General features: G+C 39.3%; 17 protein-coding genes. All 17 read left to right on the top strand.

The genetic code is table 11. From position 1 onward, the window contains the following. Positions 1-248 precede the first annotated feature (248 nt). On the top strand, positions 249-1,400 hold the full coding sequence (locus AC1DPZ_RS10150) for a glycosyltransferase family 61 protein (protein ID WP_477402862.1): 1,152 nt from the start codon (positions 249-251) through the stop codon (positions 1,398-1,400). Then, positions 1,388-1,921, top strand: coding sequence for an acyltransferase (locus tag AC1DPZ_RS10145; RefSeq protein ID WP_477402861.1), 534 nt, complete (start codon positions 1,388-1,390; stop codon positions 1,919-1,921). Before AC1DPZ_RS10150 ends, AC1DPZ_RS10145 begins: the two co-directional genes overlap by 13 nt. After that, entirely contained in the window at positions 1,918-2,826 is a 909-nt protein-coding gene (locus tag AC1DPZ_RS10140) for a glycosyltransferase (RefSeq protein WP_477402860.1), read from the top strand. The genes AC1DPZ_RS10145 and AC1DPZ_RS10140 overlap by 4 nt, the downstream gene beginning before the upstream one ends. An 86-nt stretch (positions 2,827-2,912) precedes the next feature. Then, the gene (locus AC1DPZ_RS10135; RefSeq protein ID WP_477402859.1) at positions 2,913-3,713 is read left to right on the top strand and encodes a hypothetical protein; all 801 of its coding nucleotides are present in this window, start codon (positions 2,913-2,915) and stop codon (positions 3,711-3,713) included. A 13-nt stretch (positions 3,714-3,726) separates the two neighbouring features. Beyond that, positions 3,727-4,644, top strand: coding sequence for a glycosyltransferase family A protein (locus AC1DPZ_RS10130; RefSeq protein WP_477402858.1), 918 nt, complete (start codon positions 3,727-3,729; stop codon positions 4,642-4,644). Further along, the gene (locus tag AC1DPZ_RS10125) at positions 4,629-5,432 is read left to right on the top strand and encodes a glycosyltransferase (RefSeq protein ID WP_477402857.1); all 804 of its coding nucleotides are present in this window, start codon (positions 4,629-4,631) and stop codon (positions 5,430-5,432) included. The genes AC1DPZ_RS10130 and AC1DPZ_RS10125 overlap by 16 nt, the downstream gene beginning before the upstream one ends. 2 nt (positions 5,433-5,434) lie before the next feature. Then, complete coding sequence (locus AC1DPZ_RS10120; RefSeq protein WP_477402856.1) at positions 5,435-6,391, top strand: glycosyltransferase family 2 protein; 957 nt, start codon at positions 5,435-5,437, stop codon at positions 6,389-6,391. A gap of 17 nt (positions 6,392-6,408) precedes the next feature. After that, positions 6,409-7,179 (top strand): FkbM family methyltransferase, encoded by a 771-nt coding sequence (locus AC1DPZ_RS10115; protein WP_477402855.1) that lies wholly within the window; start codon positions 6,409-6,411, stop codon positions 7,177-7,179. Continuing rightward, complete coding sequence (locus AC1DPZ_RS10110) at positions 7,176-8,333, top strand: glycosyltransferase family protein (protein ID WP_477402854.1); 1,158 nt, start codon at positions 7,176-7,178, stop codon at positions 8,331-8,333. Before AC1DPZ_RS10115 ends, AC1DPZ_RS10110 begins: the two co-directional genes overlap by 4 nt. Before the next feature lie 10 nt (positions 8,334-8,343). Then, a complete protein-coding gene (locus AC1DPZ_RS10105) occupies positions 8,344-9,546 on the top strand; it encodes a glycosyltransferase family protein (RefSeq protein ID WP_477402853.1) in 1,203 nt (400 codons plus the stop codon). Further along, positions 9,536-10,489 (top strand): hypothetical protein, encoded by a 954-nt coding sequence (locus tag AC1DPZ_RS10100; protein ID WP_477402852.1) that lies wholly within the window; start codon positions 9,536-9,538, stop codon positions 10,487-10,489. The genes AC1DPZ_RS10105 and AC1DPZ_RS10100 overlap by 11 nt, the downstream gene beginning before the upstream one ends. 1 nt (position 10,490) lies before the next feature. Continuing rightward, positions 10,491-11,228, top strand: coding sequence for an FkbM family methyltransferase (locus AC1DPZ_RS10095; protein ID WP_477402851.1), 738 nt, complete (start codon positions 10,491-10,493; stop codon positions 11,226-11,228). Further along, on the top strand, positions 11,225-12,505 hold the full coding sequence (locus AC1DPZ_RS10090) for a glycosyltransferase family protein (protein WP_477402850.1): 1,281 nt from the start codon (positions 11,225-11,227) through the stop codon (positions 12,503-12,505). The genes AC1DPZ_RS10095 and AC1DPZ_RS10090 overlap by 4 nt, the downstream gene beginning before the upstream one ends. Continuing rightward, positions 12,492-13,385 (top strand): FkbM family methyltransferase, encoded by an 894-nt coding sequence (locus AC1DPZ_RS10085; RefSeq protein ID WP_477402849.1) that lies wholly within the window; start codon positions 12,492-12,494, stop codon positions 13,383-13,385. Before AC1DPZ_RS10090 ends, AC1DPZ_RS10085 begins: the two co-directional genes overlap by 14 nt. Position 13,386: 1 nt before the next feature. Further along, positions 13,387-14,547: a glycosyltransferase family 4 protein gene (locus AC1DPZ_RS10080; protein ID WP_477402848.1), complete on the top strand. Its 1,161-nt coding sequence runs from the start codon at positions 13,387-13,389 to the stop codon at positions 14,545-14,547. Further along, positions 14,537-15,946: an exosortase Y-associated Wzy-like protein gene (locus AC1DPZ_RS10075; protein ID WP_477402847.1), complete on the top strand. Its 1,410-nt coding sequence runs from the start codon at positions 14,537-14,539 to the stop codon at positions 15,944-15,946. The genes AC1DPZ_RS10080 and AC1DPZ_RS10075 overlap by 11 nt, the downstream gene beginning before the upstream one ends. Beyond that, the coding region (locus AC1DPZ_RS10070; protein WP_477402846.1) for an XrtY-associated glycosyltransferase XYAG1 at positions 15,943-16,834 on the top strand (892 nt) is incomplete at its 3' end. The genes AC1DPZ_RS10075 and AC1DPZ_RS10070, both read left to right, overlap by 4 nt.

Genomic DNA, 16,834 nt, shown 5'->3' with positions numbered 1-16,834 from the left:
CAGCAATACGATGCTGCGAAACGAGCACTAAAACTGAGCGAACAATGCGGGTTGAAAGTTCCGGATGGTAAAAGTTCAGTTTGGCGCATGTTACACATTATATTCCCCGCCTGGTTAAGAATCAAACTACGCGTGGCGCAACTCAAATTTGCATTTAAAAAAATCCCAAATGGCTGATATAAAAATTCAGTTTGGTGATGATAAAATTTAGTTTTTATAAAGCACTTGAAACTTTATAAACCGGTAAAATGATTGTAAGCCTTTTGAAAAAATTATGGATAATATGCTTTACAAATAATCCATACCATATTAAAAGCTTTAGCGATATATACCGGCCCCAAATTGGGGAAGCAATTGATTGTCCTGAATTACTTTCGGGCATTTTGTTGGATGAAGCCGGTCAACCCATGGCTTACAATTTACCGCTGGTTACTTATAACCAAACCATTCCGCAGCAAACCGCCGATGAACAACCAAGGTTTAAACTCAAAGGTGTTTATAAGGAGCCCAAAAGATGCTTGTACAGTATCTCAAAGGGTACAGTTTGGAGCGCCATAGGGTTGGTATATGATAGTGATAAGAGAAGTTTTATAGATGAATCGGCTAAGGAATGGACTGTTAACCTTACCAACTCACCCTTGGCAAATGTTGTTCGCTTGCCTCCAAAAACATACCTGAAAGGTGCCACTCTCTCCTGCTTAACAAATGGCGCAGATGGAGGCTTTTACCATTTTTTGTTTGAATCAATTATTAAGACCCATTTTGCGCAACCGGTAATTGAATATGTTGACCACATTCTTTTTAACGGCCCGCAAACTGAATGGAAATTAAAATGGATCAAAAAGGCAAATATTGACATCTCGAAAATAATCTGGACTGATAATTTAACACATTACGAATGCGAACAGCTATTGTTTACCAACAGGTTGGTTAACGATCAGCAAATTAGCCCATGGTGTGTTAATGCATTAAAATCGTTATTCAATATACAACCGTCAGCACAAAAAAAATCTGATAAAGTTATCTGGATTACCCGAAAAGGGGCGGCGTCAAGAAATATAAATTGGGAAGATCAGCTCCTGAAGCATTTTCCATTGATTGAAACAGTTGATCTTTCGGCTTTGGAAGCGATAGAAACCATCGAAAAAATGCGATCTGCTACACACATTATTGGCCCTCATGGTGCCGGATTGAGCAATATATATTTGTGTAATAAAGGTACACATGTTTTAGAGCTATACCCGGCAGGTGCAATGTTTAAACCCTGCTTTCATAGGCTATCATCAGTTTGCCATCTTAACCATCATGTTGCCTGGCTCAATTTTAAGGATGAAACAGATGCTAAACAAGGCCTGGCCTTTTTAAAAACCTTATTGACTCAATTTGTATGTCAAGATTAATAAGTAACCTGTATGTTATGTTTTACCGGTTACTGGGTGTAACTATCCACCAACCTGTTATCATAAAACCCGGCACGTTTTTATCGCGTGGCTTTTTAAACGGACGAAAAGGAAGTGTTACCCTTGCCCCTCAATGCGAGTTATCGCGCGGCGTAATTGTTAAGGCTTACGGCGGATCTGTCACCATAAATAAAAACACTTTTTTGGGCGAATATGTATGTATTTACGGTCATGGAGGTGTCGAAATAGGCGAAAATACATTAATTGCCATGCATGCCTGTATTGTTAGCTCCAATCATACTATACCCGGCCGGGGCATTTCTATACGCTCAAAAGGTGATATTTTATTACCGGTTAAAATCGGCAGTGATGTGTGGATAGGGGCGGGAGCAAAAATTTTAGGCGGCGTAACCATTGGGGATGGCTGTGTGATAGGAGCAGGCGCTGTTGTTTCAAAGGACCTGCCCCCCTATTCAATATCAGTTGGTGTGCCCGCAAAAGTGGTTAACTACCGCAAATGACAACGCTATTATCGGTAATAATATGCACTTATAATCCTGATGCAAATCGCCTGCAGCAAACTATAACCGGCTTACAAAATCAATCATTACCATTTGATAATTGGGAACTGATCATTGTTGATAATAATTCATGCCCGCCGATAAACATTGATCTTTCCTGGCATCCCCGTAATCAAATAGTAAGGGAGCAAAAACCCGGTTTAACTTATGCCAGATTAAAGGGTTTCGCGCAAGCAAAAGGCGCATTCATTGTAATGGTAGATGATGATAACATTTTGGATAAAAACTATCTTAAAAACATATTAACCACATTTACATCAAACAGTAAGCTGGGCGCTATAGGAGGTAAATCAATCCCTTTGTTTGAAAAAACACCGCCAAAATGGTTAAAGGATTTTTATGGCAGCCTGGCTTTAAGAGATCCTGGTGAAGATGAAATGATTGCCGGGTGGAATAACGAATATCCGGCATGTGCACCTATTGGCGCGGGTATGGGGATAAGGAAAAAGGCGCTTGAAACATATATTGAAAAGGCAAAAAAGGGGAATATTCCTATAGCTGACAGAACAGGAAACGCCCTGAGTTCGGGTGGAGATAATGATATAGTTATTGAAATTTTAAAATCAGGCTGGCAGGTTGGTTATTTCCCGGTATTAACATTAAAGCATATTATACCAGAACAGCGCATGCAGGTTCATTATATGGCCCGACTATTAAATAATACCAACCGGTCATGGGTACAGCTTTTAGAAATCCACGGTATTAACCCCTGGATAAAAATTCCAAAATGGACTGTACCGTTCAGAAAAATAAAATCCTGGTTTAATCACCGTGCCTGGCAAAATACCGGCAATTACATCAAATGGCATGGTGCATGTGGCATGTACGATGGTTTATCCCAATAGCATAATTATAATTGTCCAAATCAAACACTTTGCTTAATAAAATTAAAGGATCGTTAGCTTTCAGATTGCCTCACTTATACAGGAGATTGCTTAGATTAAAGAAAATAAATGTACTTACACACAAAGAGCAATCAGATATAGTTGTTTTGATGATGACAGGCCAGCACTTTATTGATATGACCCGCCTGTCTGTATTATCCATTGCCAATACATGGATTACGTTACCTGCACTTATTATCAATAACGATGGAACAATGTCTGCCTCGGAAATTCGAAAAGCATTGGATTTTTGGCCAGCCGAGATAACCGTTGAAGATTGGAAAAATACTGAGGAATACCACTTGTTTAAAGGAAGAAAAGCTCTTGTAAGCTATGGAAAGTTACATCCCTTCGGTAAAAAGTTAGCCTTGATACTTCGTTATGCCGAAAAATGCCCGGTGCTATGGATTGACAGCGATATTTTATTCTTTAAGGATTTCACTGCATTTCTGCCTCAGCCTGTTACAGATTTTGCATGCGGTGGCACAGAAGACTTTGCAGCAGCATACCACCAGGAAGTTATTAATGGCACAAGCAGCAACCTATATGATTTGTATAAATTCAATGCCGGGTTATTATATGTTTATGGTAAAAACATTTATGAGGATTTTGAATTAGAAACGCTCATTGCCGGCATTCACCCCCATTACGATTTTTGCACAGAGCAAACCATATTTGCACATATCGCCAGCAAATCATTGGGAGTCATTTGGTCAAAAGAGATGGTTAAAAATTTTAATCATGACTCCCAGGAAATTAAAGCGATGGCATTGGATAATGTTGTAGCAAGGCACTACACCAGTAACGTAAGGCACCTGTTTTGGCGGGATGCTTTTTTCAGGATATAATTTTCCTTTGCATTTGATACAGTCAATCATTAATATTTTATACCGCTACCCCAAAGCCAACTTAAAAAAGCTGGCGCGCTTTGGGGGATATTTTGCTTATCGTAAAATGATGCATGGGCAAAAATTAATGATGCGGGCATCAAAGAATCTCCGCCCCGTTCATTCAACTGCCGATGGCTTACCGGTTTATTTTTTAACCGGGAAAAAGTATTTGTACCAAACCCTGTTTTGTATTCAATCATTAGTAAAAGTTAGCCAGGCTCCTTTTAAATTTATATTGATTGATGACGGCAGCTTCGACGATCAATTAATTGAACAGATAAACACCCAATTACCCGGGGCCGAAATTGTGACGCAGCAAATGATTAACCAAAACCTTAACAGTGCATTGCCACAACACCTATACCCGGTTTTACACCATAAGCGCAAGGTATATCCACACATTAAAAAGCTAACAGATGTGCACACTATTCCCGGCGCAGATTGGAAACTGGTTTTAGATTCAGACATGATGTTTTGGAATAATCCATCAACCTTAATTAATTGGCTGCAACAGCCTGAAAAACCGATATATATGCAGGATTGCCAGGAATCATATGGCTACACCAGGCAATTGATGGAAGAACTTTGCAAAAACAAAGTACCCAAATTGTTAAATGTAGGTACGATAGGTCTTAACAGCAGCATGATAAATTGGGATAATATGGAAAGCTGGACTAAAATTTTAGAAGAAAAAGAAGGAAAGTCCTACTATCTTGAACAAGCCTTAACAGCTATGTTACTGGCCAATATTAAAGCGACAATTTTACCTCCCGATGCATACGTCGTCAATCCGGACGTTTGTAGGATTGAGGATCATACCGAAATACTTCATCATTATGTGGATTTATCAAAAAAGGGCTATTTTAATAATGCATGGAAAATGATATAAAGCTCGAACCTGTTCAATCACTTTGGATTGGGAATCAACTTTCAAAGGTTGAACAACTGTGCATCCAATCTTTTTTAGATCATGGCCACCCTTTTCATTTATATACCTACGAGCACATCGGCAACGTGCCGGCTGGTACGCAAATTTTTGATGCCGGGTCTGTTATTGCCCATGATAAGATCTTCCGGTTTGAAAATGGCTGGGGCAAAGGATCAGTATCGGGTTTTGCAGATCTCTTCAGGTTATTGATGCTTCAAAAAAATGGTGGCTGGTGGGTTGATTTGGATATTATATGTTTAAAGCCATTTACTTTTAAACAAGCCACCATTATTTGTTCAAGCAATGAAGGCGAATATGGTTCGCTGGCCAATAATTGTGTTATTAAAGCCCCTAAAAACAGTCCGCTTATAAAATATTGCCTGGATGAATTAGCCAAAACAGATCTGAAAAAAATGACTTTTGGCAGTGCCGGACCGTTCCTGTTTCAAAAAGCGGTAAAAGAGTTAAAAATGGAAGATCATATAGTTCCTTATCAGTACTTCAATCCTATCTCRTGGAAGTTCATAGGCGAGTTAGTACTGGGCAACATGACTTTTGTTAATAAGATTAAAGAATTATTAAGACCCGTATTAAAGCCCGAAACCATGCCTGGCAGAAGGATTACGTCAAATACCTATGCTATTCACTTTTGGAATGAAGTATGGAATGCTGGAAAGTTTGATAAAAACGGAAAATATGTTTCAGGCTCGTTGTTTGAAAAACTAAAACGTAAACACGGGATAAAATAAAGATGTCGGCGCAAGATCCATTAGTTTCTGTTTGTATTCCGGTTTATAATAGCGAAAATTATATCAAGGATACCATTGAATCTGTAATAAAGCAAACCTATAAAAACATCGAAATTATTATAGTTGATGATGGTTCTACAGATAACACTAAAACTTTATTAAACACCCTTCCATATAAGCATATCAGCGTATTCTTTCAGCAAAATGCGGGTGCTGCCGCCGCCCGTAATGTAGCCTACAGTAAAGCAACCGGGCAGTACATTAAGTTTTTGGATGGGGATGATCTTATAAATCCAGAGATGATAGAAAGCCAGGTAAAACTTGCTAATGAAAACCAGGGTTGTATAATTTCTTCTAAATGGGGCCGGTTTTATAATAACGACCTGGGTACTTTTAAATTAAGTCCCGAAGATTGCTGGAAAACCCTGCCTGCCGGTGATTGGATCTGCTCGTCATGGAAAAACGGCCATTCTATGACCCAATCAGGCATATTTTTATTACCGAGACAGATAATTGAAAACGCCGGCTACTGGGACGAACAACTCACCTTAATTGACGACCTTGATTTTTTTACCCGGGTAATACTAAAAAGTAAATTAGTAGTGTTCGATCCAGACTCAATTTTATATTATCGTTCAGGAAATAGCGGCAGTTTATCGGGGCGAACACAACAGGAAGCTATGCTTTCTGCGTCCAGATCGTTAGATAAAGCCACAAAAAATTTATTAGTCGTACATTCAACCCCCGAAGCTAAATTGGCTTGTGCTAATGTTTGGCAGCATTTTATTTATTTTATTTATCCAAGGTACCCGGATCTGGTAAAAACTGCACAAATAAAAGTTAATGAGCTTGGTGGTTCATCACTTAAATTTATAGCCGGTGGATCAACAAAAATTATGGTCTCCCTGGTAGGATGGAAAATTACCAAGCTGGTGAAGCATTTTATTAATCGTTCATAACCTCACTTAACCCATTCATGAACCTTTCTGTTATATATAATCCCTACAAACTTATTGAAAGGTTAGCACTTGAAATAAACAGGAAACGAAGGCTTGCAAAACTCCGGAACACTCCGGGGGCCAATCTTAAGCTTGGCCATCTCGATTCACTTGAATTGCTTGAAATTATCTGTAATGACAGATCGATAAAAGCGAATCCTGTAATATTTGATATCGGCAGCAATACAGGTACCTGGACCTTGCTTGCAAAATCAATTTTACCAAAAGCCGTTGTGCACGCCTTTGAGCCACTTACAGCGCATGTTTTAGCCTTTAATAATAATTGCAGCGCATTAACAGACATTTACCTGCACCAATATTGTGTTGGTAGCGAAAATAGCCCGGGCACTATTAATATTTCCAGTTATACCGATTCATCAAGTTTGCTCAACGCGACTCCTTTAGAATTTGAACACTTCAATATCAAAAAAGAAAAGGAAGAGCAGGTAGAAATTAAACGGCTTGCCGACCTCATAAATAGTAAAACATTACCCATACCAGATATTATCAAACTTGATATACAGGGATTTGAATTAGAAGCCCTTAAGGGCTTTGGTGACTGGCTCAGCTCTGTAAAATATATTATTTGCGAAGTATCATTTAAAGAATATTACCACGGCCAGGCACAGTTCTTAGACATCGCCAGCTACCTCGCCGGTTTTAAATTTCAGCTTTTTGCATTAGGTAATAATACACCTGTGGGTACCGAGCTAAACCAGATTGACGTTTTGTTCAAACGCCTGACATGAGGATACTACTATCGTTTTTACAGGATTTTGATACTAGACCGCATGCCATACCTGCATACCGTTTCTGGCCCTATTATATCAAAAATGGTATTGAAGAAGCCGGAATGCAATGGCTTGAAGTACCAGGGCTTGACTGGGCCGCGGGTTTAGTCCCCTACGAAAACGATCCGGCCCTGCAAAAATGGAAGGACCAAGCCTGGGGGGACACCTTAACTTATATTAAGGCAAACCGCCAGCACATTGATATTTTCCTTTGCTATTTATACCCTAAACAAATTGATCTGCCGGCCATAAAACAAATAAGGGCATTAGGGATTCCTTGCGTTAATTTCTATTGTGATAATGTTCGGTCGTTTACCAAATTGCCGAATGAATTTAAAGTGTTCGATCTGGTTTGGGTTCCCGAGTTTGAAGCATTGGATATGTACAAAAAAGCATGTGTAGTCCATATCAATCTGCCCATGCCCATGTGGGTTAATCCCCGGTACAGGACCTGTCCTGAACAGGAAACAAACAACATTTCATTTATTGGTTCAAAAGATTATTTAAGGGCGCAGCTTTTGGGAGATACCATCAATAAGGGACTGCCGGTACAGATCAGGGGAAATGACTGGGACAATTCAGCAGCGCAGGCAACAGCATCACCTGCATCAAATTTTTCATCCAAAATTAAAAACCAGGCAAACCTCATCCGTAATTCGGGGTTCAAGGGTTTTGCGGCTTACCATTTTAAACGTTACGAAAAAGTAACACCGGCAAACATACCCGGTGAAAACATATTTGAAAGGCCCAATTTTGAAGAATACATGAGGCTTACCCGCGAAAGCAGCATAACCTTGGGCATAAACAGGGTGCCGGCATTCAATACTTTTAGTAAAAATACTTTAACATACAGCAGGCTCCGCGACCTGGAAGCCCCTATGCTCGGTGCATGCTATTTAACTGAACATACTGCAGGTTTGCCCCATTTATATGAATTAGGCACCGAGATTGAAACTTATACCAATACAGATGAGTTAGTTCTCAAATGCAGGGAACTGGCAGCTTCAAAAAGCAAGCGAAAAGAATTGAGAGTAAAAGGACAACAAAAAGCACTTAGCGCGCATTCCATACCTCAATCATTACAAAAAATTAAATCCAGGCTATTCAACTAACAGTAAATCATTGCCTAAAAAGATCTGCATTATAACCCAATCGCACCTTTGCCGTAACCCAAGGGTTTTAAAAGAGGCCACTACTTTGGCCACAGCAGGTTATGAGGTTTGTATTTTAACGGGTATTATTTCGGCAGAATTGTACCAACAGGATCTTGACGCCATAAAAGCCTTTCCCAATTTAAGTTTACAGGTTGTGTCTGATCTTTCGGCATCAACAATTTACTCATTTACAGATAAGCTTTTCAATAAGCTCGGCCGCTTGCTTACCCGTAATTTCAAAATAGAAACAAACTTATCGCTCGGTTATGGGGCCGCCCGTTATTATAACAAAGCCAAAGCCATTAAGGCCCAACTATACATCTGTCACCAGGAGCTGGCTACTTATATTGGCACTAAATTATTAAGTGCCGATTTTAAAGTTGCTTTTGATTTTGAAGACTGGTATTCTGAAGATCTGCTATCCGATGCACGCGCCGAAAGGCCAATCAATTTACTACGCCGGGCTGAATTGGTAGCCTTAAATAAAGGTGTATTTTGTATTACTACTTCAAATGCGTTGGCAAAAAAACTTTCAGCTGTTTATGCGTGCCCAACACCACAGGTTGTATACAATGTATTTACATCACCTGGTATTCCATTTAAAAAGGAGTTTTCAAAACCTTTGAAACTGTTCTGGTTCTCCCAAACGATAGGACCAGGCAGAGGGCTGGAGCAGTTCATTAAATTATTAAGTTCAATCAAATCCAGGCTCGAAATACATCTGCTTGGTAATATTGATAACCGGTACCGTGAAAAACTGAATGCACTGTTGCCAAAGCAACATTGGCTATTTTTTCATGACACGGTTAAGGCGTATAAACTGGCAAAAAAAATTGCTGAATTTGATATAGGGCTGGCTTTGGAACTTGATACCCCCTTGAGCCGTAATTACACAATTACCAATAAGTTTTTTCAATACATCCAATCCGGCTTACCGGTTATTACCAGCGAAACCGAAGGGCAAAACGAGGCGTTTGACATGTTTAAACCCGGCTTTAAGTTGCCACAGCAACCAGGCGATATGCAAATAGCCGGGCTGAAAAAATGGCTTAATGACCCTGTAGAATTACAGGCAGCAAAAAACAGGGCAATTGAAGCGGCGGTCTTTTATAATTGGGAAAATGAATCAAAAAAATTGCTTGCTTTAGTAAAAGATGCTCTTGAAAAATAAGGTTAGCCTCCAGATCAATCTTGCGCCAGGTGATTATCCCCATGCAAAACACATCCTAAAACACCAATTAGATGTACTTTCAGATCAGGTTGATGAGATTATTTTGACTGTGGATACCCGGCAAAGTAAAGGTAGGTTTGCTGAGGGATGGGATGCAAATAAAGATCTGTTAAACCAGTTTCTTTCTGAAGAAATTCAAAGCAAATACAATGTTAAAATTGTGCCGGTTGATTATTCGTCTTCAACTAAAAAGCAAGTTGCCGAATACTTTTTTGGCGAAAGCAGTTTACCCGATAAAGACTTTAGGGGCGGTCCGTTCTATGCCTATTTCTTCGGGATCTATACTGCTAAAAACAATCTTGTTTTCCATTTAGATTCGGATATGTTTTTAGGAGGAGGAGGCCAGGAATGGATCACGGAGGCGGAACAGTTTTTTGAAAGCGAGCCATCATGTTTTATCATTTCCCCCCTTCCTGGTCCACCCAATAATACCGATGTATTGACAGATCAGCATGTGATCCATAAAATTGCTCCTTATACCTGGCAGCTAAATGGCATGAGTACACGGATATTTATGATGGATAAAAGCAGGTTTAAATTGCACAAGCTGGTATTAACCAAACCACCGGTACGGGGCCAGGTAAAAGCAATTGTGGAAGGAAATTCAAACGCCGATCTGCCGGAACATATAATATCAACCTACATCAGCAAGCATAATTTAAAGCGGATAGACTTTTTGGGAACGGGAAAAGGACTTTGGTCGCTGCATCCCCCCTATCGTACCCAAGGTTTTTATGATGATTTGCCAAAGCTTATCGACCGGGTAATATCAAATAACTTACCCGAAAAACAGCAGGGTTTTTATGACATAATTGATGAAGTTTGCGACTGGACATCAGCCCGGGAAAAATTAAAAAACAATCGTTGGTGGAAAAGAAAATAACATGTTAGCCTTATTTAAAAAAGTACTACGCCTGGTTATACCAGCGCAAAAGGTTTGGGAAATTAAAAACCGGCAAAACATTCCTTCTATGGAGTGGAGCTTAATGAACATTAAAAAGCTTGGTTTCTACCCTGAATTTGTAATTGACGTCGGCGCGTTTGATGGCGAATGGACACAAATGATCAAGGTTATCTTTCCATCAGCAAAAGTTTTAATGATAGAAGCCCAGCAAGATAAGGATGTTGCTTTAAAAGCAGTTACCCAAAAATTACCTGATACTTATTTTCATATTGATTTGCTGGGTGCAGAAAGCGGTAAACAGGTTACCTTTAATGTAAATTCAACCGTAAGCAGTGTTCTGGAGGAATATAAKCCCAACAATTTCAAAAAAGACCTGCGCGGCTTGCAAACACTTGATAACGTTATTGAAAACTATAGCAAATTAGGTTCTCCGGATTTTATCAAATTGGATGTGCAGGGCTATGAGCTCGAAGTGTTAAAAGGCTTTTCAAAAAATTTACCCCATATACAATTTGTACTTTGCGAGGTATCATTAATAGAAATAAACAAAGGCTGCCCTTTAATTTCTGATGTGATCAAGTTCATGGATGATATTGGTTTTATCACTTATGATATATGTTCCTTTATCAGGCGACCGCTCGACAGGGCTTTGTGGCAAACGGATATACTGTTCATTAAAAAAACTCACCTGCTAAATCAGAATAAATATTGGGATTGAAAAAGCTGCTCATCATTTCACCCTACTTCCCCCCCGTAAACGGCGCTGATATGCAAAGGGTGCGCATGAGTTTGCCCTATTTTGCGGCCAATGGCTGGGATGCCGAAGTAGTGATGGTTGATGAAAAGTATACCGATTTAAATATAGATGAACTGTTAACTCGAAGTGTACCAGCAAATACAAAGATCCATAAAGTTAAAGCATTCAAAAAGCAATTTACCTCTAAATTAGGGCTGGGAAGTATCGCTTTACGCTCGTTATGGTTTTACAAACAAAAGGTAAACCAACTTTTAAAAGCTCAAAAATTTGATCTTATCTATTTTTCCACCACTCAATTCCCGGTTTGTATTTTAGGGGCCACCTGGAAAAAAAGTTTCGGGATTCCTTATGTGATCGATATGCAGGATCCATGGTTTTCTGATTACTACCAGGATAAGCCAAAAACTCAAAGACCCCCCAAATATTGGTTCTCCTATCGCCTTAACAAATACCTGGAACCAATAGCCATAAAAAATGTAGATGGTTTAATCAGTGTATCTGATGATTACATCTATGATTTGAAAAACAGGTATCCTGAAATTAAAAACAAACCTGCTGCTACCATAACTTTTGGGGCGTTTGAACCAGATATGCAGATAGCGGGGGCAAATAACAAAACATTCGATAACCTGCTTACAGAAGGATTAGTCAATATAGTTTATATAGGCCGTGGCGGGGCAGATATGCATAAGGCCATAACACCTTTATTTAAAGCGCTTAAAACTGCATYACAAAATGGCAACGAGGCCTTTAAATTGTTAAAATTTTATTTTATCGGCACAAGTTACGCTCCAAATGGTCAGGGCAATCCAACTATACTTCCACTTGCCAAACAACATGGTGTAGATGACCAGGTAATTGAGATTACCAATCGGATTAGCTATTATCATACGCTGGCTACTTTGCAACAGGCCGACGCTCTTTTTATTCCAGGGTCTGATGATCCTAAATACACCGCTTCAAAAATATATCCATACCTGCTAACTCAAAAACCAATATTGGCTGTTTTTAACCCGGCAAGTTCAGCAATAAATATTATGAAGGAATATGGAGTTAAGCATGTTTATGATTATGATACCATATCAGATGCAAATATTAACGCGTTCTTATCAGCTTTGCTTAATGGCAATGCCGAACTGCCCCAATATCACGCCGTTGCTGTAAATAAATATTCGGCAAAACAAATGGCCGCAAACCAATGCAAACTTTTTGATAACGTTATCAGTGGAAAAAATTAAAAGAACGTTTGGCTTTATATTTAACCACAGTTTAGGTAAAAGGCATCCGGTTAAAGCACTCACCCGGTTTTTGTGGTGGCAAATCCAAAGCAGCTTAAGGCCATCAAAGCTATTTGTAAAGCCCTATTTAGCAGGAATAAATTTTTATGCCCGCAAGGGCTTAACCGGTATTACCGGCAATATTTATACCGGCCTACATGAATTTAATGATATGGCCTTTTTACTGCACTTTTTAAGGCCCAAGGATGTTTTTTTTGATATTGGCGCCAACGTAGGTTCATACACTTTATTAGCATCCGGGGTATGTAAGGCCAAAACCATCGCCATTGAGGCATCTGTAAATACTGCGGTTATTACCAATAAAAATATCGGCTTAAATCAGCTTCATGATAAAGCTACCCTGATTAACGCTGCAGCCGGGGCAAAAGCAGGTGTACTTACGTTTTCAAAAAACGAGGATACTACCAATCATATCATCAGCCGGGATGAGTCCCAAAATATCGAGGTTGAAACAGTAAATGTAATTAGCGTAGATTCACTTACCGTAAATGATAAACCCGTATTAATAAAAATTGATGTGGAGGGTTTTGAAACCGAAGTATTGAAAGGGATGAATAATACATTAAAACAGGAATCGCTTAAAGCTATCATCATCGAACTTAATGGCAGCGGCATACGTTATGGATTTAATGAAGAGGGTATCCATAAGTTACTCCTGGCAAATGGGTTTAAACCTTACCAGTATGACGCTTTCAAAAGGGATTTAAATTTGATTCCCTCGTTTGGTAATTATAATACCATTTACTGTAGGGATCCCGACTATATTAATGCGCGCTTAAAAACTGCCAAAGGATTTAAAATTATGGGCGAAACCATCTGATATGCGCCTGGCCATTATAACCACTCATCCCATCCAATATTACGCCCCGGTTTTTAAACTAATGAATGAACGGCAAGGGGTTGAGATTAAAGTATTTTATACCTGGGGCGAGAAAGCTCAGGAAAAATACGATCCCGGTTTTGGAAAAACTGTAGCCTGGGATTTGCCACTAGTGGATGGCTATCCGTATGAATGGGTGAAAAATATTTCCACCGACCCGGGTTCACATCATTTTAAGGGTATAGTTAACCCCGAACTTGATGATCAAATAAAAGCCTGGCAGGCCGATGCAATATTGATTTACGGCTGGGCATATGACAGCCATTTAAAAGCAATAAGACATTTCAAAAACAAGTTGCCGGTTTATTTCAGGGGCGATTCAACTTTGCTTGATGCTCAAAAAGGATTTAAGGCCTTATTGAGGTCTGTTTTTTTAAGGTGGGTGTATCATCATATCGACTATGCATTTTATGTGGGCAGCAATAACAAAGCCTATTTTATGAAACATGGTTTAAAAGAACGGCAGCTTAGTTTTGCTCCACATGCAATAGATAACGAAAGATTTGCAGCGAATAGCGCTATTGAAGCCGGTAAACTAAGGCAAAGTCTGGGCATTAATGCCGGTGATACATTGATATTATTTGCGGGTAAGCTCGAAGAAAAAAAATCACCTCAATTATTGCTGGATGCTTTTTTAACTTTGAACATGCCAAACACGCATTTACTGTTTGTTGGTAATGGTATTTTAGAAATTTCACTAAAAACCAATGCCGGCAAAAACAACAATGTTCATTTTATGGAATTCCAGAATCAATCATTAATGCCTGCAGTTTATCAGGCCTGCGATTTATTTTGCCTGCCCTCAAAAGGCCCCGGCGAATCCTGGGGGCTTGCAATAAATGAAGCTATGGCCGCGGGCAAGCCTGTACTGGTTTCTGATAAATGCGGCTGCGCTATTGATTTGGTAATACCCGGCTCTACCGGAGAAATATTTGAAGCCGGAAATCTAACAGATATTACTACAAAACTAAGCGAACTTGTTAATAACAAAACAGCGCTGAAAATTTTGGGCAACAAGGCTAAAAATAAAATAGTCTCCTGGAGTTTTGATAACCAAGCCATTGCGATTTTAAACATTATAAATAATAACGATGCAAAGTAAACAGGCGCCTGTAGAACGCATCCTGGTATTATTCATCCCCTGGGTATTAGCTGCTTTGCTGAAGAGTGACTATGAATTATCATACATAATCGCCTGGCTTGGATCATTCCTGATATTTTTTCTGACGTTAACTGGTTGGGTTAAGCCCCTGCCTGATGACAGGACTGTTGCCGAACAATTGATGCGACCAATTTTTTTAGTACAGATAATTTTTGCCGGATATATGGCCTGTACCTCTATATTCTATTTCATGGATGTATTAGGGTATCAAAACTTTGAAAAAGTAAGCACTACGTTAGTTGACCAAAACAGGCTGCAATTGACGGCGCAATGCCAGCGGTATTACTGTTTAGGGCATGCGGCCTTTATCTCCGGCGTTTTGATCTTTATGGATTATTCGGCAAAACCTAAATATTATGTTGCAAAAGATAAACTGGCAAACTTATTAATGATGTTTGCTATTTTCAGTTTCCCTGCTTCTATATTTTTTATTAAAATTCCTGGTTTATCGCAATTTGCAAATCAGTTCAGTTCATTGAGTTTTATAGCAGGTACATTAGCTCTTGCATTTGCCATACCACTTAAAAAAATTGGTAATACATTAATTTGCATTTGCTTTTACTTTTTTAACTTTTACCAGGCCCTCATATCGGGTTTTAAAGAACCCATTATTATAAGTGTTTTGGTTTTGGGCGTTTTCCTTTACCCCAACTATAAAAAGTTGGTGGCGGGTATTTTCATCCCCTTGCTGCTGCTTCTGTTTATGTTTTTGCCTACTTATAACCGCATATTCAGGCAAAATGCCTGGTCGGGTGAGACTTCCGCAGATGAAGCCAGTCAACTGGCTCTTGATGCTGCATTAGGAAATGATTCAGGAGAGGAAGACAATTCAAACTGGGGCTTCCTTGCTTTCAGGTTAAGCGAGATTGATATGTTTATAAAGTTTACGCAATCAACACCAAAAAACGTCGACTTTTATGGCGCAAAATTGATTAAGCAATCGGGCATGGCCATTATTCCACGTATTTTTTGGCCAGGCAAACCAAGTACCGAAGATTTGATTATGGAACGTGTTTATGATGCCGGTGTGGTAAACAGGGCGTCAACCGTATCGGCAAAGCCTGCTTTTGTTGTTGATGCTTATCTTACTTACGGTACCGTGGGAGTGTTTTTATTCATGTTTATTTATGGGGCGGTAGCACAGCTGATTTCTGTTAAAGCTGAAAAACTTTTTGGCGGATATATTTTAGGGACAGCCCTTGTGTTTAGCGGACTGTTTCAGATTATGTGGCGCGGCTTAAGCTTTGAATTCCTGGTGAATACCGTATTCTGGAGTTACATTAGTATGCTGGCTATTCATAAAATACTTACAACGTCTAATATATTAAAAGAGGTTTGAGAATTTTACAGATTTCGCCCTCATACAASCCAGCCTATATTTATGGCGGGCCAATTATGTCTGTAGCTATGCTTTGCGAACAACTTGTAAAAAGTGGCAACGATATCAGTATGTACGTAACCACRGCTAATGGCCCTCACGAACTCGAGGTAATCCCTAATCAAACGGTGACGGTTGATGGTGTAAGCGTTACCTATTTTAAGCGTATCACTAAAGACCATAGTCATTTTTCTCCCGCATTGCTAAAAGCAGTTTGGAAAAACTGCAAAGCCTATAATGTAGTACATGTACATGCGTGGTGGAATCTGGTTTCGGTACTCTCCTGCCTTTTCGCAGTAATCAGGGGGGTGCCTGTTTTAGTTTCAACAAGAGGTACGTTAAGCCCTTATTCGTTTCAAAATAAAAATCAGGAGATCAAATCAATCATTCATAATTTATTGGGGAGGCCGGTATTAAAGCGTTGCCATATCCACGCAACATCTCCAAGAGAAAGCGATTCGGTTAACTGTATTATTAATCCCAAAAGTACTACCATAATACCCAATTTTGTAAAACTCCCTCTTTTTCACTCATTTTCTCAAGCCGCGATTTCGTCGCCAATTAAACTGATCTTCTTTTCAAGGATCGAGGAAAAAAAAGGGCTGGATATCCTGCTTAATGCCCTCGGGATGGTTAATGCCCCTTTTCAACTTACCATTGCCGGCAATGGCAATGAACAATACGTTGAAAGTTTAAAATCATTGGCTATAATTAATGGTATTGCCAATAAAATAACATGGGCCGGCTTTATTAATGAAGATAAGTTTAAAATACTACAACAGCATGATCTGTTTATATTACCATCGTACGATGAATATTTTGGCAACGCGGTAATTGAAAGCCTGAGTG

Source organism: Mucilaginibacter sp. P4_G9 (assembly GCF_056400985.1).
The sequence above is the reverse complement of the archived record's forward strand: the minus strand, read 5'-3'. Positions and strand labels throughout refer to the sequence as shown.

What these genes read in the sequence shown, in the direction of transcription:
- AC1DPZ_RS10150 (WP_477402862.1), top strand. Translation starts at nt 249, where the DNA reads ATGATTGTAAGCCTTTTGAAAAAATTATGGATAATATGCTTTACAAAT.
- AC1DPZ_RS10145 (WP_477402861.1), top strand. Translation starts at nt 1,388, where the DNA reads ATGTCAAGATTAATAAGTAACCTGTATGTTATGTTTTACCGGTTACTG.
- AC1DPZ_RS10140 (WP_477402860.1), top strand. Translation starts at nt 1,918, where the DNA reads ATGACAACGCTATTATCGGTAATAATATGCACTTATAATCCTGATGCA.
- AC1DPZ_RS10120 (WP_477402856.1), top strand. Translation starts at nt 5,435, where the DNA reads ATGTCGGCGCAAGATCCATTAGTTTCTGTTTGTATTCCGGTTTATAAT.
- AC1DPZ_RS10115 (WP_477402855.1), top strand. Translation starts at nt 6,409, where the DNA reads ATGAACCTTTCTGTTATATATAATCCCTACAAACTTATTGAAAGGTTA.
- AC1DPZ_RS10110 (WP_477402854.1), top strand. Translation starts at nt 7,176, where the DNA reads ATGAGGATACTACTATCGTTTTTACAGGATTTTGATACTAGACCGCAT.
- AC1DPZ_RS10080 (WP_477402848.1), top strand. Translation starts at nt 13,387, where the DNA reads ATGCGCCTGGCCATTATAACCACTCATCCCATCCAATATTACGCCCCG.
- AC1DPZ_RS10075 (WP_477402847.1), top strand. Translation starts at nt 14,537, where the DNA reads ATGCAAAGTAAACAGGCGCCTGTAGAACGCATCCTGGTATTATTCATC.